This window comes from Streptomyces sp. 130 (assembly GCF_007096885.1).
Classification (GTDB): Bacteria; Actinomycetota; Actinomycetes; order Streptomycetales; family Streptomycetaceae; genus Streptomyces.
This window is the reverse complement of the sequence record NZ_VJNO01000001.1, coordinates 66,385-85,866: the sequence shown is the minus strand read 5'-3', so window position 1 is coordinate 85,866 and position 19,482 is coordinate 66,385. Positions and strand designations below refer to the sequence as shown.

At 72.2% G+C, this 19,482-nt stretch carries 19 protein-coding genes; 9 read left to right on the top strand and 10 right to left on the bottom strand.

The window, feature by feature from the left end:
- The first annotated feature begins 75 nt into the window (after window positions 1-75).
- Both FKN01_RS00410 and FKN01_RS00405 read left to right on the top strand, forming a co-directional pair.
- Complete coding sequence (locus FKN01_RS00410) at window positions 76-1,056, top strand: SAM-dependent methyltransferase (RefSeq protein WP_143615661.1); 981 nt, start codon at window positions 76-78, stop codon at window positions 1,054-1,056.
- Between the two features lie 56 nt (window positions 1,057-1,112).
- Entirely contained in the window at window positions 1,113-2,255 is a 1,143-nt protein-coding gene (locus tag FKN01_RS00405; RefSeq protein ID WP_143615660.1) for an NADH-quinone oxidoreductase subunit D, read from the top strand.
- Window positions 2,256-2,276: 21 nt separating this feature from the next.
- Here FKN01_RS00405 and FKN01_RS00400 read toward each other — a convergent pair whose 3' ends face one another.
- From FKN01_RS00400 to FKN01_RS00385, 4 genes are all read right to left on the bottom strand, one after another.
- Entirely contained in the window at window positions 2,277-3,251 is a 975-nt protein-coding gene (locus FKN01_RS00400; protein ID WP_185992683.1) for a hypothetical protein, read from the bottom strand.
- A 113-nt stretch (window positions 3,252-3,364) separates the two neighbouring features.
- On the bottom strand, window positions 3,365-4,342 hold the full coding sequence (locus tag FKN01_RS00395) for an ABC transporter substrate-binding protein (RefSeq protein ID WP_143615658.1): 978 nt from the start codon (window positions 4,340-4,342) through the stop codon (window positions 3,365-3,367).
- Window positions 4,343-4,447: 105 nt separating this feature from the next.
- Window positions 4,448-5,122, bottom strand: coding sequence for an ABC transporter permease (locus FKN01_RS00390; protein ID WP_143615657.1), 675 nt, complete (start codon window positions 5,120-5,122; stop codon window positions 4,448-4,450).
- A 1-nt stretch (window position 5,123) separates the two neighbouring features.
- Window positions 5,124-5,828 (bottom strand): ABC transporter permease, encoded by a 705-nt coding sequence (locus FKN01_RS00385; protein WP_143615656.1) that lies wholly within the window; start codon window positions 5,826-5,828, stop codon window positions 5,124-5,126.
- A 131-nt stretch (window positions 5,829-5,959) separates the two neighbouring features.
- Here FKN01_RS00385 and FKN01_RS00380 point away from each other — a divergent pair, with 131 nt between their 5' ends.
- Window positions 5,960-7,138 (top strand): ABC transporter ATP-binding protein, encoded by a 1,179-nt coding sequence (locus tag FKN01_RS00380; RefSeq protein WP_143615655.1) that lies wholly within the window; start codon window positions 5,960-5,962, stop codon window positions 7,136-7,138.
- Between the two features lie 74 nt (window positions 7,139-7,212).
- Here FKN01_RS00380 and FKN01_RS00375 read toward each other — a convergent pair whose 3' ends face one another.
- Window positions 7,213-8,334: an esterase family protein gene (locus tag FKN01_RS00375; protein WP_143615654.1), complete on the bottom strand. Its 1,122-nt coding sequence runs from the start codon at window positions 8,332-8,334 to the stop codon at window positions 7,213-7,215.
- A 140-nt stretch (window positions 8,335-8,474) separates the two neighbouring features.
- On the opposite strand from FKN01_RS00375, the gene FKN01_RS00370 reads away from it, so the two are divergent.
- From FKN01_RS00370 to FKN01_RS00345, 6 genes are all read left to right on the top strand, one after another.
- Entirely contained in the window at window positions 8,475-10,304 is a 1,830-nt protein-coding gene (locus FKN01_RS00370) for a phosphatidylglycerol lysyltransferase domain-containing protein (protein ID WP_260696725.1), read from the top strand.
- A gap of 87 nt (window positions 10,305-10,391) precedes the next feature.
- Window positions 10,392-11,189 carry a dihydropteroate synthase gene (gene folP / locus FKN01_RS00365; RefSeq protein ID WP_185992701.1) on the top strand — a complete coding sequence of 266 codons (798 nt, stop codon included), beginning with the start codon at window positions 10,392-10,394 and terminating at the stop codon, window positions 11,187-11,189.
- Complete coding sequence (locus FKN01_RS00360; RefSeq protein ID WP_143615651.1) at window positions 11,186-11,689, top strand: nuclear transport factor 2 family protein; 504 nt, start codon at window positions 11,186-11,188, stop codon at window positions 11,687-11,689. The genes folP and FKN01_RS00360 overlap by 4 nt, the downstream gene beginning before the upstream one ends.
- A 209-nt stretch (window positions 11,690-11,898) precedes the next feature.
- Window positions 11,899-12,258, top strand: a complete 360-nt coding sequence (gene folB, locus FKN01_RS00355) for a dihydroneopterin aldolase (RefSeq protein ID WP_073966343.1) — start codon at window positions 11,899-11,901, stop codon at window positions 12,256-12,258.
- A complete protein-coding gene (gene folK, locus FKN01_RS00350; protein WP_073966344.1) occupies window positions 12,255-12,866 on the top strand; it encodes a 2-amino-4-hydroxy-6-hydroxymethyldihydropteridine diphosphokinase in 612 nt (203 codons plus the stop codon). The genes folB and folK overlap by 4 nt, the downstream gene beginning before the upstream one ends.
- A gap of 67 nt (window positions 12,867-12,933) precedes the next feature.
- Entirely contained in the window at window positions 12,934-13,419 is a 486-nt protein-coding gene (locus tag FKN01_RS00345; protein WP_143615650.1) for a DUF3180 domain-containing protein, read from the top strand.
- A 42-nt stretch (window positions 13,420-13,461) separates the two neighbouring features.
- Here FKN01_RS00345 and folE read toward each other — a convergent pair whose 3' ends face one another.
- The 5 genes from folE to FKN01_RS00320 all read right to left on the bottom strand — a co-directional run bounded on the left by folE (window position 13,462) and on the right by FKN01_RS00320 (window position 19,481).
- A complete protein-coding gene (gene folE / locus FKN01_RS00340) occupies window positions 13,462-14,067 on the bottom strand; it encodes a GTP cyclohydrolase I FolE (RefSeq protein WP_143615649.1) in 606 nt (201 codons plus the stop codon).
- Between the two features lie 149 nt (window positions 14,068-14,216).
- On the bottom strand, window positions 14,217-16,241 hold the full coding sequence (ftsH, locus tag FKN01_RS00335) for an ATP-dependent zinc metalloprotease FtsH (RefSeq protein ID WP_143615648.1): 2,025 nt from the start codon (window positions 16,239-16,241) through the stop codon (window positions 14,217-14,219).
- A 193-nt stretch (window positions 16,242-16,434) separates the two neighbouring features.
- Window positions 16,435-16,974 (bottom strand): hypoxanthine phosphoribosyltransferase, encoded by a 540-nt coding sequence (gene hpt, locus FKN01_RS00330; RefSeq protein ID WP_037777945.1) that lies wholly within the window; start codon window positions 16,972-16,974, stop codon window positions 16,435-16,437.
- Window positions 16,975-17,075: 101 nt separating this feature from the next.
- Entirely contained in the window at window positions 17,076-18,158 is a 1,083-nt protein-coding gene (gene tilS, locus FKN01_RS00325) for a tRNA lysidine(34) synthetase TilS (protein ID WP_143615647.1), read from the bottom strand.
- 189 nt (window positions 18,159-18,347) lie between these two features.
- A complete protein-coding gene (locus FKN01_RS00320; protein WP_143615646.1) occupies window positions 18,348-19,481 on the bottom strand; it encodes a zinc-dependent metalloprotease in 1,134 nt (377 codons plus the stop codon).
- Window position 19,482 lies beyond the last annotated feature (1 nt).

Genomic DNA, 19,482 nt, shown 5'->3' with positions numbered 1-19,482 from the left:
GCCGGGGGCGGCCGGGTCAGCCGAAGGGCCGATCCACGTCCCGGGACCGTACTCCCCAAGGTGGAGACTGGGCCCGTGACGGATGAGTGGCGCGGGTGGCAGGAGGCGGCGGAGGCCGCGCTCTACGGCGACGAGGGTTTCTACCGGCGCCCCGAGGGCCCCGCGGGTCACTTCCGTACCTCTGTGCACGCCTCCCCCCTGTTCGCCGCCGCCGTCGCCCGGCTCCTGGTCCGCACGGCGGCGGAACTCGGCACCGCGCAGGTGGACCTGGTCGACATGGGCGCCGGGCGCGGGGAACTCGTCACCGGCGTCCTCGCCGCGCTCCCGGCCGAGGGCGGCGGGGACCTCGCGGTGCGCGCGTACGCGGTGGAGCTCGCCGGCCGCCCCGAGGGCCTGGACCCCCGGGTGGAGTGGTGCGCCGAGCCGCCGCCCGGGGCGCGCGGGCTGCTCTTCGCCAACGAGTGGCTGGACAACGTGCCGCTGCCCGTCGCGGAGACGGACGCCGAGGGCGTGGAGCGGTACGTCGAGGTCCGCACCCGTGACGGCGCGGAGCGGCTGGGTGCTCCGGTGACCGGGGCGGACGCGGAGTGGCTGCGCCGCTGGTGGCCGTCGGCCGGACCGGGCAGCCGGGCGGAGATCGGCCGGCCGCGCGACGAGGCGTGGGCGGCGGCGGTGTCGTCCCTGTCCGCCGGGCTCGCGGTGGCGGTGGACTACGCACACGTGCGCGGGCGACGCCCGCCCTTCGGGACGCTCACCGGCTTCCGCGCGGGCCGCGAGGTCCGGCCGGTCCCGGACGGCACCTGCGACCTGACGGCCCACGTGGCCCTGGACGCGTGCGCGGCGGCGGCCCCGGGCGCGACCGTACGCACCCAGCGCGAGGCCCTGTCCGCCCTGGGCGTCACGGGCGGGCGCCCGTCCCTCGCTCTGGCGTCGGCCGACCCGTCCGCGTACGTCCGCGCCCTCGCGGCGGCGGGCGAGGCGGCGGAACTGACGGCGCGGGGCGGTCTGGGCGACTTCGGCTGGCTGGAACACGCGGTGAGCCCCTCCGGCGATTGAGGAGCGGGGTCGGGGGCAGCGCCCCGGGCAACGGGGCGGCACGCGATACTGACCCCATGACGGAGACGACCATCGGCATCGGCGGCGCGGCCGAAAGCACCGACATGGTGCTCAACATCGGCCCCCAGCACCCCTCCACCCACGGTGTGCTCCGCCTCCGCATCGTCCTGGACGGCGAGCGCGTCCAGCACGCCGAACCGGTCGTCGGCTACATGCACCGCGGCGCGGAGAAGCTGTTCGAGGCCCGCGACTACCGCCAGATCATCATGCTCGCCAACCGCCACGACTGGCTCTCCGCGTTCTCCAACGAGCTGGGCGTCGTGATGGCCGTGGAGCGGATGCTCGGCATGGAGGTCCCGGAGCGCGCGGTCTGGACCCGCACCCTGCTCGCCGAGCTGAACCGGGTCCTGAACCACCTGATGTTCCTCGGCTCGTACCCGCTGGAACTCGGCGGGATCACCCCGGTGTTCCACGCGTTCCGGGAGCGCGAGGAGCTGCAGGCGGTGATGGAGGAGGTCTCCGGCGGCCGTATGCACTACATGTTCAACCGGGTCGGCGGCCTCAAGGAGGACCTGCCGGCGGGCTGGCTCGGCCGGGTCCGGGACGCCGTCGCCTCGGTCCGCTCCCGGATGGACGTGTACGACGGACTGGTCCTCGGCAACGAGATCTTCCGGGGCCGCACCCGGGGCGTCGGCGTGCTGTCGGCCGACGCGGTGCACGCGTACGGGGTGTCCGGGCCGATCGCCCGCGCCTCGGGCGTCGACTTCGACCTGCGGCGCGACGAGCCGTATCTCGCGTACGGGGAGCTGTCAAAGACGCTGAAGGTCGTCACCCGGACCGAGGGCGACTGCCTGGCCCGGTTCGAGTGCCTGCTGGAGCAGACGCACAACGCCCTCGACCTCGCGGACGCCTGCCTCGACCGGATGGCGGACCTCGCGCCGGGGCCGGTCAACCAGCGGCTGCCGAAGGTCCTCAAGGCGCCGGAGGGCCACACCTACGCCTGGACCGAGAACCCGCTCGGCGTCAACGGCTACTACCTGGTCTCCAAGGGCGAGAAGACCCCGTACCGGCTGAAGCTGCGCTCGGCGTCCTTCAACAACATCCAGGCGCTCACCGAACTGCTGCCGGGCACGCTGGTCGCCGACATGGTGGCGATCCTGGGCTCGCTGTTCTTCGTCGTCGGCGACATCGACAAGTAGCCGCCGACGAGCACCACCGCGTTACGAGATCGCGCTGCGCAGCTCCGCCACGTCCAGCTGCTCCGTCTCGTCGTGCGCGGTGAGGTCGATGACCTTGCCGACGGCACGGTCCTCCGGCGCGTCCGGGCGCTGCGCGGCCAGGACCTCCTCGCCCACCACGTCGGCCAGGTCCTCGTGCTGCACGGACTCGATGGCGGCGCGCCCGGTCGCGGCGGGCGCCGCCTTCTGCGTACCGAAGAAGTCGAAGCCGCCCTGCGGCACCGGCTGGCGGCGGGACGCCGTGTACGGGACGACCGCGCTGGCGGCCGGCACCGGGCGCGGGGCCGGCGGCTGCGCGGCGGGCCGGGCGGCGGGCAGCGCGGACCGCGGTTCCTCCGCCTCCGGGGCGCGCTCCGCGAGGTCCTTCCCGGCCTCCTCCGCGATGCGCCGGGCCTTCTGGAGCGCCGCGTTGCGCGGGAGGTCGGCCAGCGCGCGGGCGGCGCGGGCATAGGCGTCGGGGGTGGGGGTGGAGCGGGCGGGGGGCAGGGCGCGGGCGGGCGCGGACGCCTCGATCGCGAGCTGCCGCCTGCTCTCCAGGACGCTGGCGCGCTCGGTCTCCGCGTTGGCGTACCGCCGCAGCAGCGCCGCGTGTTCGCCCCGCAGCCCGGCGAGCTCGACGCGCTTGCGGCGCAGCTTCGTCTCCAGGCGGGCGCGGATCTCCCGCGCCTCCTCCAGATCCGCTTCGAGCTCCGCCGCGCGTTCCTCGGCGCGCCATTCGTCGCTCGCACGGGCGCGCGTCAGCTCGGCGACGCGACGGCCCGCCTCGCGGTCCCAGCCGCGCATCAGGACCGCGCCGGTGACGGCGGCCGCCGCCGCTGCCGCGACCAGGGCGCGCAGGGCCATGGGTTCGGTCAGCAGCCAGGCTCCCGCGGCACACGCGACCGACGCTCCGGCGATTGCCGAAGGCGGAAGGATTCTGTGCAGTGGTGGCGAATGGCGATGGCGTCCACGGGGCATGGCCCGAAATTTACCGTGTGCGCGGCGAACTTGGGGAGCCGCCCGGCAATCTGTGCCCGGCAAGTTACCCGGCGGCTCCCGCGCCCCGTTCTCCGGGCGCCTTCGCCGGGGCCCTACTTCTTGATCAGTCCCTTCGACCGGAGATATTCACGGGCCGCGTCGGCCGGCTTGGCGCGCTCCGCGTCGACCTTGCGGTTCAGTTGTGCGAGGTCCTCGGTGGTGAGTGCGCCGGTGAGCTTGCCGAGGGCGTCGGCTATCTCCTGGTCGCCGGCGTCCTCGGCGTTCAGGACGGGCAGGACGTTGTCCGCGTTCTGGAGCTTCTTGTCGTCGTCGAGGAACACCAGGTCGTAGGTGTCGAGCACGGCGTCGGTGGTGGTGGTCAGGACGAGTTGGTCCTTGCCGTCCTTCACCGCCTGCTTGGCCTGCGGGGTGCCGACGCCCTTGGGGTCGATTCCGGTGACGTCGATGCCGTACGTCTTCTCGAGTCCGGGTGCGCAGAAGGGCCGCACCTCGCACTCGTCGCCCGCCGCGATCTTGACGGCGATCTTCGCGGCGCCGAGATCGGAAAGGGTCTTCAGCTGGTGCTTGTCGGCGAATTCCCTGGTCACCGCGAACGCGTTCTGGTCGACGGCCTTCCCGGCCGGCAGGACCTTCAGTCCGCGCGGCTCGGCGAGCTTCTTCAGGGCGGCGACGGTCGCGGCGGTGTCGCCCGAGGCGACCGGCTTCGACTCGGCGGCCTTCGCGCCGTTCACCTTCGCGTTGAGGAATTCCGCGATCGTCGCCGCGTATTCCGGGACGACGTCGATCTCGCCCTTCTCCAGGGACGGTTCGTAGAGTTCGCGGTTCTTCACGGTGGTGACCGAGGTGCTGTATCCGGCGTCCGCGAGAATCTGCGCGTACAGCTCGGCGAGCACCTTGGACTCGGTGAAGGCGGCGGCGCCGACGACGAGCGAGCCCTTCTTCCCGGTGTCCCGGCCGCCGGCCGGGGCGCCCTTGTCCTCCTCCAGGCTGTCCCCGCCGCACGCGGCGAGGGAGCCCGCCAGCGCGAGGACGCCGATGACGGCGCCGGCCACACGTGAGGTCCTGGTCATGTTCTTCTCCGTCCACGGCGGCGAAGCCGTATGCGACAAGCGATGGATGTGCGACATGCGTTGATGGATGGGCGACATGCGTTACGGATGCGGCGGCCGGAGCCCTCAGACCGGCCGGCGGCGGCGCAGCGGGGACAGCAGGCGGTCGACGGCCACCAGCGCCGCCTCCACCAGCAGGGCGAGCACGGCGACCAGCAGCGCCCCCGCCACCACCTGCGCGGTGTCGTACGTGTTGAAACCGGCGGTGATGATGCGGCCGAGGCCGCCCTGTCCGACCATGGCCGCGATGGTCGCCGTCGCCACGACCTGGACGGCGGCCGACCGCAGCCCGGTCATGATCAGCGGGTAGGCCAGGGGCAGCTCGACGCGCAGGAAGAGCTGGCCGCCCGACATGCCCATCCCGCGCGCCGCCTCCGCCACCGCGCGGTCCACCTCGGTCATCCCCACGTAGGCGTTGGTCAGCAGCGGCGGCACGGCGAACAGCACCAGGGCGATGATCGTGGGTATGTACCCCGCGTTGCGCAGGGGCGAGACCATGAAGAGGGCCAGCACCGCGAAGACGGGCACCGCGCGCCCCACGTTGGCCAGGTTCACCGCGAGGGCGCCGCCCTTCCTGATGTGGCCCAGATACAGCGCGAGGGGCAGGGCCACGGCGCAGGCCAGGGCGAGCGCCACACCGCTGACGTACAGGTGCTCGCTCAGCCGGTGGGCGGCGCCGCTCTCCCCCGACCAGTTGGCACCGGTGGTGAGCCAGCTCCAGGCGTCCCCGAGGACTCCCATGTCAGACCGCCTCCGTCCGCGCCGGGCCGGGCGCGGCGGCCCGTGTCCGCGTCCAGGGCGTCAGCAGCCGTTGGAGGCCGAGCAGCAGCAGGTCCGCGACGACCGCGAGCAGCACGCAGAGCACCGACGCGGCCAGCACCTGGGCCTTGAAGAAGCTCGGCAGCGCGTCCTCGATGAGATTGCCCAGGCCGCCCCGGCCGACGATGGAACCCACCGTCGTCAGCGCGATCGTGGACACCGTGGCGATCCGTATCCCCGCCATCAGCGCGGGCAGCGCGAGCGGCAGCTCCACCTCCCACAGCAGGCGGACCGGTCCGTAGCCCATGCCGTGCGCGGCCTCCTTCGCCTCCTCGGGCACCGCTTCCAGGCCCGCCAGGATGTTGCGTACGAGGATGGTCAGCGAATACAGCACGAGCCCGGTCACCACCAGGGCGGCGGAGAGCCCGAACAGGGGCAGCAGGAGCGAGAACATCGCGAGCGACGGCACGGTGTAGAGCACCGTCGTCAGCCCGAGGACCGGTCCGGCGAATCCGCGGCCCCGGCGTGCGAGGAGCGCCAGCGGGAAGGCTACGGCCACGCCGATCGCGACCGAGACGGCGGTGATCCAGATGTGCTGGACGGTGGCGTCCGTCAACTCCTGGCTGCGGGAACGGAGATACTCCCCGCAGATCCAGTCGTTCGTCACCAGGCAGTTCGATCCGGCCATCCGTCCCCCCACCTCCCGTTCGCCTTCTCGTACTGATGTCCGGCGAGCCTATCCTCGACCACTGACAATCGCCGGAGCCGTTGTATTCCAGCAACACGTCCTTCACAGAACACCCTTGACAATGGGGAACCATGATCCGTTTCGAGCACGTCACCAAGCGGTATGCGGACGGCACCACCGCCGTCGACGGCCTTTCCTTCGAGGTCGCCGAGGGTGAACTGGTCACGCTCGTCGGTCCGTCGGGCTGCGGCAAGACGACCACCATGAAGATGGTGAACCGGCTGATCGAACCGACCGAGGGCCGGATATTCCTCGACGGGGACGACATATCCGCCATCGACCCCGTCCGGCTGCGCCGCCGCATCGGCTATGTGATCCAGCAAGTGGGCCTCTTTCCGCACCGGACGGTCCTGGAGAACACCGCCACCGTTCCCCATCTCCTCGGCTGGAAACGCCAAAAGGGCCGCGCCCGTGCCGCCGAACTTCTCGACCTTGTCGGACTCGATCCCTCCGTTTATGGCGACCGCTATCCCGAACAGCTCTCCGGCGGCCAGCGCCAACGCGTCGGCGTGGCCCGGGCGCTGGCCGCCGACCCGCCGGTCCTGCTGATGGACGAGCCATTCGGCGCGGTCGACCCCGTGGTGCGCGAGCACCTTCAGAACGAATTCCTGAAACTGCAGGAACAGGTCCGCAAAACCGTCCTGTTCGTCACCCACGACATCGAGGAAGCGGTCCGTCTCGGCGACCGCATCGCCGTCTACGGGCAGGGCTCGATCGAGCAGTTCGACACCCCCGCCACCGTGCTCGGAGCCCCCGCCAACGCCTACGTCGCGGACTTCGTCGGCGCCGACCGGGGCCTCAAGCGGCTCTCGGTCACCCCCGTCGAGGAGAGCGACCTCGACCGCCCACCCGTCGTCCACCTGGACGACGCGCTGTCCGCCGCGACCGAACGCCTCCGCGCGGAGGGCGCCCGCTGGGCCGTCGTCCTGGACGGCGACGAGCACCTGCACGGCTGGATTCCCGCCGACGCCGCGCGCGACGGCTCCCGGGGCACCGTCCGCGACCACGCCCGCCGCATGGAGGCGTGGCTTCCCCTCGGCGCCCCGCTGAAACAGGCATTCGCCACCATGCTCCAGCACGACGCCGGCTGGATCGCCGTCACCGACGAGGCCGGCGAGGGCCGCTTCCTGGGCGTGCTCACCCCCGCCCGCCTGCACGAGGCGCTGCGCCGCTCGGTCGGCGCGGACGGCCGCTCGGTGCCGCGCGCGGAGGTCGAGGTCGAAAGCGTGGCGGGCACGGCGGGGATCTGAGCAGGCGAGACGGCGGGGCGGCGGCGCTTCGAGGAAGCGGGACAGCGGCGCTGCGGGGCTTTGGAAGGGCGCGTTCAGCTCTCGCTCAGCCGGCTGCTCAGCCACTCCAGCGCCGCCGGAATCTCCCGGCGCCACGTGTTGAAGTTGTGCCCGCCGCTGTCCAGCACGATCGAGGAGACCTGCGCCGGCCGCCTCACCTTGGCCACGAACCTCCGCGTGTCGGCGTAGTTCGCCTCGCCGTGCCGCGAGCTCGTCACCAGGAACGAGGAGCCCGGCTGCGGCCGGTTGTCCAGCGACCACAGCAGGTCCGCCCGGCGCCGCGCCGCCTCGTCGCCGTGGAAGAGGTCGCCCGTCGTCGGGTCCTCGGCCGCCTCGTAGTACGCGGAGAGCCCCGCGCTCGCGGCGTACCGGTCCGGGTGGTGCAGCCCGATCTTCAACGCGCAGTAGCCGCCCGTCGAATTGCCGATGATGCCCCAGTTGCGGGCCCGCTCGCCGACCCGGTAGCCGGCCGCCACCGCCCGGGGCACGTCCTGCGCGAAGAACGTCTCCGTCCGCGGACCGCCCTCCACGTCCACGCACTCGGTGTCCCGGGGCGGCGCCACCGTGGGACGCAGCATCACCAGGATCATCGGCTGCGCCCGGCCGGCCTTCACCCGTTCGTGTGCCGTACGCGGATAGCGCAGCCCCTTGATGAGGTTCTCCGAGGTGCCCGGGTAGCCGGTGAGCACCACCACCGCCGGGAACGTCCGCCGGGCGAACGCCGGCTGGAAGTACTCCGGCGGCAGATACACGTACGCCGTGCTCTCGATGCCCGAGCGCTCCCCCGCGATCACGACCTTGTCGATCCGGCCGCCCACCCGCGGCAGCGACCCGCCCGGCACGTCCGGCCGCTGCGAGCCCACCCGGACGATGTTCTTCGCGGCCAGTGTCCCGGCCGCGTGGTCGGTGACCACGCCCAGCTCCTGCTCGCGGCCGAAGAGGTCGGCCCAGGAGCCGTAGAACAGGAAGCTGTTGTTGGCCAGCAGGCCCACCGTGGCGAACACCGCCAGCTGGGTCGCGAGCAGCATGCCCACCCGGCCGAGCACGGCGGGCACGCTGCGCCGGGCGAGCCTCGGCCAGCACCAGACGGTCAGGGTGAACAGCACGACGGCCAGCACGATCGCGAGGATCAGCAGCGGCTTGCCGGTAAGGCCCATGGCGGGGGAACTCTCTGTCAGGAAATTTCCGGGCACCGGGTGAACCCGGGACCCGGAAGGATCGTCCTAGAAGGCGCACATCGTCCGCAGGGCCCCGGCCGCCGGACTCCAGGAAATCTCTCGCGGAACCACGGGAAGCGATGTCTGTCACGCTAGATGGGGACAAATCAGGATCGGTTCCGGTTCGCGCGCGCACGTTCGCGCGCGTGCCCCGGCCCAAGTCCGTGCCCGCGCTGGTCGGCACCGCCTGCACCACCGTCGGACTGATCGACGTCGCCGCCGGGGTCTTCCCGCGCTTCCGGCACAGCCGCGTGCACACCCTCGCCGAAGTACTCCCCGGAGCCCTCGGCCCCTTCGCCGCCGCGCTCTCGCTCAGCGCCGGTGTGCTGCTGCTCCTCCTGGCCCACGGCCTCAAGCGGCACAAGCGCCGCGCCTGGCGGGCCGCCGTCGTCCTGCTCCCGGCGGGCGCGCTGGCCCAGTTCAGCTACCGGCACTCGGTCCTCGGCACCCTGGTCTCGCTGGCGCTGTGCTGTCTGCTCGTACGCCACCGGAGGGAGTTCGCCGCCCTGCCCGACCCGCGCAGCCGGTGGCGGGCCCTGGCCAACTTCGTCCTGCTCGGCGCCGGCTCGCTCGGCCTCGGCCTCCTCATCGTCAGCGCCCACCCCCGCCGCCTGGTCGGCAGCCCCAGCATCGCCGACCGCCTCCAGCACGTGCTGTACGGCCTGGTCGGCTTCGAAGGGCCCGTCGACTACTCCGGGGACACCTCCTGGACCGTCGGCTGCTCGCTCGGCGCCCTCGGCCTGCTGACCGCCGTCACCACCGTCTACCTGGCCTTCCGCCCCGAACACCCGGCCGCCCGGCTCACCGAGGACGACGAGGCCCGGCTCCGCGCCCTGCTGGAACGGCACGGCGGACGCGACTCGCTCGGCCACTTCGCGCTCCGCCGCGACAAGGCCGTCGTCTTCTCGCCCAGCGGCAAGGCCGCCGTCTGCTACCGCGTGGTCTCGGGTGTGATGCTCGCCAGCGGCGACCCGATCGGCGACGTGGAGGCGTGGCCCGGCGCCATCGAACGCTTCATGGACGAGGCCCGGGCGCACTCCTGGGCCCCCGCCGTCATGGGGTGCGGCGAGACCGGCGGCGAGGTCTGGACCCGCGAGACCGGACTCACAGCCCTGGAACTGGGCGACGAGGCGGTGGTCGATGTCGCGGATTTCTCCCTCGCCGGGCGCGCGATGCGCAACGTACGCCAGATGGTGAAGCGCATTGAGCGCGGCGGCTACGAGACCCGCGTCCGGCGCGTGGCCGACATCGGCGAGACCGAACTCGCCCGCATCCGCCGGGCCGCCGCCGACTGGCGCGGCACCGACACCGAACGCGGCTTCTCCATGGCGCTCGGCCGGATCGGTGACAGCGCCGACCGGGACTGCTTCGTCGCCACCGCCCACAAGGCGGACGAGCAGAGCGCCGACTCCCCGTACGGCGATCTGAAGGCCGTGCTCCACTTCGTGCCCTGGGGCACCGACGGCATGTCCCTGGACCTCATGCGCCGCGACCGCTCCGCCGACCCCGGCATGAACGAGCTGCTGATCGTCGCCTCGCTCCAGGCCGCGCCCCGGCTCGGAGTCAGCCGGGTCTCCCTGAACTTCGCGATGTTCCGCTCCGCCCTCGCCCGGGGCGAGAAGCTGGGCGCGGGGCCCGTCCTGCGCGTCTGGCGCGGACTGCTGATCTTCCTTTCGCGCTGGTTCCAGATCGAGTCGCTGTACAAGTTCAACGCCAAGTTCCGGCCGCGCTGGGAGCCGCGCTTCGTGGTCTACCGCACCGCCCGCGACCTGCCCCGCATCTCCCTCGCCGCGATGCAGGCCGAGGGCTTCGTGCGCCTCGCGCTCCCCCGCCCCCTCCGGCCCGCCCCCCGCCGCCCCTGCGCCCACGTACGGCCCCCGGCGGGCGGGCAGGACGCCCGTCCGGCGTAGCGCCGTGCCCCACGGGCCTACGCTGGTCATATGAGTACGTTGCGCGGGACGGTCCAGGGTCTGCCGGAGTGGGACCGCTGCGCGGTCATGGGGGTCGTCAACGTGACGCCCGACTCCTTCTCCGACGGTGGCCGCTGGTTCGACACCACGACGGCCGTCAAGCACGGCCTCGACCTGGTCGCCGAGGGCGCCGACCTCGTGGACGTCGGCGGCGAGTCCACCCGCCCCGGCGCCAGCCGGGTGGACGAGTCCGAGGAGCTGCGCCGGGTGATCCCGGTCGTCCGGGACCTCGCGGCGGAGGGCGTCACGGTCTCCGTCGACACCATGCGCGCCCGCGTCGCCGAGCAGGCGATCGCCGCCGGCGCGGTCCTCGTCAACGACGTCAGCGGCGGCCAGGCCGACCCGGACATGGTCCCCGTGGTCGCCGCCGCGGGCGCCCCGTTCGTCGTCATGCACTGGCGGGGCTTCAGCGAGTCGATGAACAGCCGGGCGGTGTACGGGGACGTGGTCGGCGAGGTCACCGACGAGCTGCGCGCCCGGATGGACGCGGTGGTGGCCGGCGGCATCGCCCCGGAACGCCTCGTGATCGACCCCGGGCTCGGCTTCGCCAAGGACGCCCCGCACGACCTGGCGCTGCTGGCCGGGCTGGACGCGCTGCGCGCCCTCGGCCGCCCGCTGCTGGTCGCGGCGTCCCGCAAGCGGTTCCTGGGCCATGTCCTGGCCCGCGAGGGCGCCGCCCCGCCGCCCGCCCGCGAGCGCGACGCCGCGACGGCCGCCGTCTCCGCGCTCTCCGCCCGGGCCGGCGCCTGGGCGGTCCGGGTCCACGAGGTGCGGGCCACCGCCGACGCCGTCCGGGTCGCCCGCGCCATCGAGGAAGCCGCGTGACCGGGCCGGGCGACGAGGTGACCGGGCCGGGCGGCGAGCACCCGGACGCCGCCGCCGACATCGCGGCCGTGGAGCGGGCCAACACGGCGTACTACGAGGCCGTGGAGCGGGGCGACCTGGACGCGCTGACCTCGGCCTGGCTGCCGGACGAGGAGCTGACGGTCTCCTGCGTGCACCCGGGCTGGCCGGTGCTCAGCGGGCGGCGCGAGGTGCTGCGCAGCTACGCGCTGATCATGGCGAACACCGAGTACATCCAGTTCTTCCTGACCGACGTCGGTGTCTCCATGACCGGCGACACCGCGCTGGTGACCTGTACCGAGAACATCCTCAGCGGCGGCCCCGCCGAGGAGGGGGCCTCGCTCGGCCCGCTCGTCGGGCAGCTCGTCGTCGCGACGAATGTGTTCCGGCGCACTCCGGACGGCTGGAAGCTCTGGTCCCACCACGGCTCGCCCGTACTGGCCGAAACCGGTGAGGAAGAGGACGAAGACCCCGCGCCCTGAGCCGTCCCGCCGCGCCATCGGGCACAAAAGCCGGCCCGGGGTGATTGGAAGCGGCCGCATCGGGGTATCAGCGGCTATCTGTTCCGTGCCCGCAGGCCCGGCCCCCACGGGGGAGGGCTGTCGGTGCTCGCAGGTAGATTCGAAATCGGGCAGCCGGCCGCCCGCACGCGGCCGAGCCCCTACGACCAACGACAGCAGGAGTGATTCGCGTGGATCGTGTCGCGCTGCGCGGCCTCAAGGCCCGCGGGCACCATGGCGTCTTCCCCCGGGAACGGGAAGAGGGGCAGACGTTCATCGTGGACCTGGTGCTCGGCCTCGACACCCGCCCCGCGGCAGCCACCGACGACCTGACGAAGACCGTGCACTACGGCGTGGTCGCGGAGGAGGTCGTCGCGGTGGTCCAGGGCGAGCCGGTCGACCTGATCGAGACGCTCGCCGAGCGCATCGCCCAGCAGTGCCTCAAGCACGACGGCGTCGAGGAGGTGGAGGTCGTGGTGCACAAGCCGGACGCGCCCATCACCGTCCCGTTCGACGACGTCACCATCACCATCACCCGGAGCCGAGCATGACTGCATTTTCCACCGAAGGGCAGAGCGACCCGACCGTACAGCCGGTGCCCGCCTCCGTGGTCGAGCAGGTGGACGCGGCGGACATCACCCTCTCCAACCCCAAACTCGCCGTGCTCTCGCTCGGCGCCAACCTGGGCAACCGCCTGGAGACGCTCCAGGGCGCCATCGACGCCCTGGAGGACACCCCCGGCCTCCGGGTCAAGGCGGTCTCCCCGGTCTACGAGACGGAGCCCTGGGGCGTCGACCCGGGCTCCCAGCCCTCGTACTTCAACGCGGTGATCGTCGTGAAGACGACGCTGCCCCCGTCCTCGCTCCTGGAGCGCGGCCAGGCCATCGAGGAGGCCTTCGAACGGGTCCGCGAGGAGCGCTGGGGTCCGCGCACCATCGACGTCGACATCGTCTCGTACGCGGACGTCGTCTCCGACGACCCCGTGCTCACCCTCCCCCACCCCCGGGCCCGCGAGCGCGCCTTCGTCCTCGCCCCCTGGCACGACGTGGACCCCGAGGCCCAGCTGCCCGGCGCGGGCCCGGTCGCCGATCTGCTGACCGGTGTCGGGCGCGACGGCGTGCTCCCCCGGGCCGACCTGGAACTCCGGCTGCCCGAGTAGTCGTTAGGCTCACAGAACACAGCACGACGGACACCACGGACACAGGCGGCGAAGGGCGGCTCACCCGGTGAAGCAACTACGGCTCGGAGTCCTGGCCGGCCTCTTCGCCGCCGCCGGAGTCCTGTCCTGGGGCGCCGCCCGGCTCTGGGACTCCCTGGGCACGCTGCCGAGCGTGCCGCTCTTCGCGCCCATCGTCCTCGCGCTGATCGCCGTGGTCCTGCTGGCCACGGCGCTCTCCATCCGCGCCCGCCTGCGCGCCCAGCGCGAACGCCGCCCCGGCGCCAAGGGCGTCGAGCCCCTGATGGCCGCCCGCGCCCTGGTCTTCGCCCAGGCGAGCGCCCTGGTCGTCGCCCTGGTCTCCGGCATGTACGGCGGCACGGCCGTCTTCCTGCTCGGTTCCCTGGACAACCCGCCCCGCCGCGACCAGGCCGTCTACGCCGCCTTCGCGGTCCTGGCCGGCCTCGCGGTCATCGCCGCCGCCCTCTTCCTGGAACACGTCTGCAAGCTCCCGGACGACAAGGACGACAACAAGCCGGACGCGGCGGCGGCGTAGGGCCGGCCGGGGCGTCCGGCTCGGGCACGGCTCGGGGCGGGGTCAGCGCGCCATGATGAGGCTCATGGCCTCGGCGCGCGTCGCGGGATCGCGCAGCTGCCCGCGGACCGCGGAGGTCAGCGTCTTCGCCCCGGGCTTGCGGATGCCGCGCATCGACATGCACATGTGCTCGCACTCGATGACGACGATGACGCCGCGCGGCTCCAGGATCTCCATCAGGGACTCGGCGATCTGCGTGGTCAGCCGCTCCTGCACCTGCGGCCGGCGGGCGTAGACGTCCACCAGCCGGGCCAGCTTCGAGAGACCGGTGATCTTGCCGGTGGTGGCCGGGATGTATCCGACGTGGGCCACACCGCGGAAGGGGACAAGATGATGTTCACACGTACTGAACACTTCGATGTCCTTGACCAGCACCATCTCGTCGTGGCCCAGGTCGAACGTGGTCGTCAGTACGTCCTCGGGCTGCTGGTACAGGCCCGCGAATATCTCCTTGTACGCCCGCGCCACCCGCCCCGGCGTCTCCTTCAGGCCCTCGCGGTCGGGGTCCTCGCCCACGGCCAGCAGCAGCTCCCGGACGGCGGCCTCGGCACGCTTCTCGTCGAACTCGCCGATCGGCCCCTGGGGGTCCAGCGTCACCGGGTCGGTCATGTGTGCCTCGTTCCTTGAGCTGTCACTGCGGGGGCATTCGCGCAGGTGTACGGAAAAGCCGCGCCCCCAACAGGCTAGAACCTGGGGGGCGCGGCATCCATTCCGGGCCCGGTGGGAGCCCCGTGACGGGGGCCACACCGGGTCGGTGACTAGCTCTCGGGCCGGTCCTCGGGGAGGGGCTCCGGGCTCGTGACGGTGTCCGTGACCGAGCCGGCGGCCGTGCTCGCGCCGTTGGTGAGGGCGAGCTCCTTCGGGGAGAGGACCGGGGGACGGGTGGACGGGGTGCGCCGGGCGGAGCCGGTCCACGCGGGGCGGGCCGGGCGCTTGACGATCGGGGCGAAGATCTCGGCGATCTCCTCCTTGCCCAGGGTCTCCTTCTCCAGGAGGCGGAGGACCAGGGTGTCCAGCACGTCGCGGTTCTCGACGAGGATCTCCCACGCGTCGTTGTGCGCGGTCTCGATGAGCTTCTTGACCTCTTCGTCCACCAGCGCGGCGACCTCTTCCGAGTAGTCGCGCTGGTGGCCCATCTCGCGGCCCACGAACGGTTCGGTGTTGTCGCCGCCGAACTTGATCGCACCGAGCCGCTCGGTCATGCCGTACTGCGTGACCATCGCGCGGGCCGTCGCCGTGGCCTTCTCGATGTCGTTCGCCGCGCCGGTGGTCGGGTCGTGGAAGACCAGCTCCTCGGCCGCGCGTCCGCCCAGCATGTACGCCAGCTGGTCGAGCATCTCGTTGCGCGTCGTGGAGTACTTGTCCTCCTCCGGGAGCACCATCGTGTAACCGAGGGCACGGCCGCGGGAGAGGATCGTGATCTTGTGGACCGGGTCCGACTGGGGAGAAGCCGCCGCGACCAGGGCGTGTCCGCCCTCGTGGTACGCGGTGATCTTCTTCTCCTTCTCGGACATGATCCGGGTCCGCTTCTGCGGGCCGGCCACGACGCGGTCGATGGCCTCGTCCAGCGTGGCGTTGTCGATGAGCTTCTGGTTGCTGCGCGCCGTCAGGAGCGCGGCCTCGTTCAGCACGTTCGACAGGTCGGCACCGGTGAAGCCGGGCGTGCGGCGGGCGACGGCGCCGAGGTCGACGTCCGGGGCGACCGGCTTGCCCTTCTGGTGGACCTTCAGGATCTCCAGGCGGCCCTGCATGTCGGGCCGGTCGACCGCGATCTGCCGGTCGAAGCGGCCCGGGCGCAGCAGCGCCGGGTCGAGGATGTCCGGGCGGTTCGTGGCGGCGATCAGGATGACGCCGCCCTTCACGTCGAAGCCGTCCATCTCCACGAGCAGCTGGTTGAGCGTCTGCTCGCGCTCGTCGTGACCGCCGCCCATGCCGGCGCCGCGGTGGCGGCCGACGGCGTCGATCTCGTCGACGAAGACGATCGCCGGGGCGTTCGCCTTGGCCTGCTCGAAGAGGTCGCGGACCCGGGAGGCGCCGACACCGACGAACATCTCCACGAAGTCGGAGCCGGAGATCGAGTAGAACGGGACGCCCGCCTCGCCGGCGACGGCGCGCGCGAGCAGGGTCTTGCCGGTACCGGGGGGCCCGTAGAGCAGGACGCCCTTGGGGATCTTGGCGCCGACGGCCTGGAACTTGGCCGGCTCCTGGAGGAACTCCTTGATCTCCTGGAGCTCCTCGACCGCCTCGTCCGAGCCCGCCACGTCGGCGAACGTCGTCTTCGGGGTGTCCTTGGTGATCAGCTTGGCCTTGGACTTGCCGAACTGCATGACCTTGGAGCCGCCGCCCTGCATCTGATTCATCAGGAACAGGAAGACGACGACGATGAGGACGAACGGCAGCAGCGAGAAGAGGATCGAGACGAACGGGGACTGCTTCGAGGGCGTGACGGTGTACCCGTCCTTGATGTCGCCGCTCTCGTACTTCTTCTGGAGCATGTCGGCGAGCTGGACGCCCTGATTGCCGATGTAGCTCGCCTGGAACTTGCTGCCGGACTCGTCGGCCAGCTTCTGGCCGTCCTTCAGTTCGATCTTGATGATGTGATCGTCACCGGTGGTGAGCTTGGCCTGGTCCACCTGGTTCTTGCTGATCGCCTGGATCACCTGTCCGGTGTCCACCGTCTTGTAGCCGCCGCCCGAGCCGACGACATTCATCAACACGACCACGGCGAGGACGGCCAGCACGATCCACATGACCGGCCCACGGAAGTATCGCTTCACGTCCATCCATACGAGGCGAAGACGCCCCGTCCCTCCTGCCCGTAGGTAAATGCTGCTGTGAGTAAAGACTGTTCTTCGGACGGTACCCCAGCATGGTCACCGGCGTCCGCCTCGGACGTCCGGCAATCCCGCCTCGAAAGCTCAACGGCGGGCGCCCCTCAAGGGTTCCCGGCGGGCCCGTCGGCGGGCCCGCGGGCCCTCAGCCTCCGTATACGTGCGGGGCGAGGGTTCCGACGAAGGGGAGGTTGCGGTACTTCTCCGCGTAGTCCAGCCCGTAGCCGACGACGAACTCGTTGGGAATGTCGAAGCCGACCCACTTGCAGTCGAGCGCGACCTTGGCCGCGTCCGGCTTGCGCAGCAGGGTGCAGATCTCCAGCGAGGCGGGCTCGCGCGAGCCCAGGTTCGACATCAGCCAGGACAGCGTGAGGCCGGAGTCGATGATGTCCTCGACGATCAGGACGTGCTTGCCCTTGATGTCGGTGTCCAGGTCCTTGAGAATCCGGACGACACCGGAGGACTGGGTGCCCGCGCCGTACGAGGAGACGGCCATCCAGTCCATGGTGACGGGGGTGGACAGCGCGCGCGCCAGGTCCGCCATGACCATGACGGCGCCCTTGAGGACCCCGACGAGGAGCAGGTCCTTGCCGGCGTACTCCGCGTCGATCTTCGCGGCCAGCTCCACGAGCTTCGCGTCGATCTCTTCCTTGGTGAGGAGCACCGACTGGAGGTCGGTGCCCATGTCCTTCTCGTTCACCCGCGTCTCTTTCTGTGCCTGCCGGGTCCGGGGGTGGAGTCCCGGGCCCGCGCGGCCGTTCGCCCTGCGTGTCAGCCGCTCGTGCGTCAGCTCTGCCGGATGACCAGTCTGCCACCCTGGCGCAGGGCTTCCACGCGGCCGGGGAGGTTGATGGCCTGCTGGCCGCGCCAGCCGGTGACCAGGCGGTCCACTTCCTCGATGTGCCGGGCGAAGAGCGAGCCGGCCGGGGAGCCCGCCTCTATGACGGCCCGGCGCAGCACCCGGCGGCGTACGGCGGGGGGCAGCGCGTACAGCTTGGCGCACTCCAGACGGCCCGCGTCGTCGCGTACGTCACGGTCGGCGGCGGCGGCCCAGGTGTCGAGGGCGTCGGCGTCGTCGCGGGAGAGCTGGGCCGTACGGGCGAGGGCTTCGACCACGCCCTTGCCGAGGGCCTTCTCCAGGGCGGGCAGGCCCTCGTGGCGCAGCCGGGAGCGGGTGTAGGCGGGGTCGATGTTGTGGGGGTCGTCCCAGACGGGCAGGGACTGGGCGAGGCAGGCGGTGCGGGCGGTCTGGCGGTCGAGCTGGAGGAAGGGGCGGCGGTAGCGGCCGGCCGGGCCGGAGGCGGCGGCCATGCCGGACAGGGAGCGGATGCCGGAGCCGCGGGCGAGGCCCAGCAGGACGGTCTCGGCCTGGTCGTCGCGGGTGTGGCCGAGGAGGACGGCGGCGGCGCCGTGGCGTTCGGCGGCGGCGTCGAGCGCGGCGTAGCGGGCGTCGCGGGCGGCGGCCTCGGGGCCGCCCTCGCGGCCGACGTGGACGGCGACGGCGTCGGCGGGGCCGAGGCCCATGGCGGCGAGCCGGGCGGCGACCTCGGCCGCGCGGGTGTCGGAGCCGTCCTGGAGGCCGTGGTCGACGGTGATGCCGCCGGCCCGGACGGGGAGCTTGCGGGCCTCGAAGGCGAGGGCGGAGGCGAGCGCCATGGAGTCGGCGCCGCCGGAGCAGGCGACCAGCACCAGGGGGGTGTCGGGGCGGTCGGGGAGCGTGCCGGGGCGGCTGCCCGCGCCGGCCCGGGCGAGCTCGGGGTGCGGGGCGTGCCCGGCGCGTTCGGTCTGTTCGGCGTGTTCGGCGATGACGTCGTGGAGTACGCGGCGGACCGCCAGGCGTATCGCCGCGACCGCAGGATGGGGACCCATGTCCGGTGCCCTTCGTGAGGTTCTTCAGGGGTGTCTCGGAGTGCCGGGACGGGAAGGAGTGCCGTCACTCAGAGTGCGTCGATGGTGACAGAGCAATGCCGTCCATCGAGCATTGCACGCCTTCCCATGCCCCTACGGTCCCTCGGATGGGTGATTACCGGCGCGTTGCCTTCGTACCGGGGACCTTGATCACGACTCTGCCTTACGGTGCACCCTCGCGATCCAGTCCGCGGGGCGGGCGATCTCCGCCTTGGTGGGGAGGGTGTTGGGCGAGGTCCACACCCGGTTGAAGCCGTCCATGCCGACCTCGTCCACGACGGCGCGCACGAAGCGTTCGCCGTCCCGGTACTGGCGCAGCTTGGCGTCGAGGCCGAGGAGCTTGCGCAGGGCCTGGTCGAGGCGGCTCGCGCCGCGGGCGCGGCGCTGCTGGAACTTCTCGCGGATCTCGGCGACGGAGGACACCACCTCGGGGCCGACGCCGTCCATCACGTAGTCGGCGTGCCCTTCGAGGAGGGACATCACGGCGGTGAGGCGGCCGAGGATCTCGCGCTGGGCGGGGGTCTGGACGAGTTCGACGAGGCTGCGGCCGCCGCCCTCGTCGGACTCGCCTTCGGGTCGGCCGCCGGCGAGCGACTGGGCGGCCTCGCGCAGCCGCTCCAGGAAGGTCATGGGGTCGACGTCGGTCTCGTCCAGGAAGGACTGGATCTCGCCCTGGAGGTGGTCGCGGAGCCAGGGCACCGCGGTGAACTGGGTGCGGTGGGTCTCCTCGTGGAGGGCGACCCAGAGCCGGAAGTCGTGCGGGTCGGCCGCCAGTTCGCGTTCGACGTGGACGATGTTCGGGGCGACGAGCAGGAGCCGGCCGCCGCCGTCGGCGGAGGCGGGGAGTTCGCGGGTGGCGGGGGCGAAGGTCTCGTACTGGCCGAGGACGCGGGAGGCGAGGAAGGACAGCAGCATGCCGACCTCGACGCCGGTGACCTTGGAGCCGACCGCGCCGAGCACGGCGCCGCCCGCGCCGCCGGTGCGCCGTTCCTCCATCTTCTCCAGGAGGGGGCGCAGCAGTGCGCGGAAGCCGGCGACGTTGGCCTTGATCCAGCCGGCGCGGTCCACGACGAGGACGGGGGTGTCCTCCGGCTCGGTGCCCTCGGGGATCATCCGGGTGAAGGCGCGGACGTGCTCCTCCGCCGCCTTCGCGTGCCTGCGCAGCTCCGCGACGACCTCGCGGGCCTCCTCGCGGCTGATCTCGGGGCCCGGCCGCACAAGCCGGGTCGCGGTCGCGACCGCGAGGTTCCAGTCGACCATCCCTGCACCACCGATGCTCGTCATG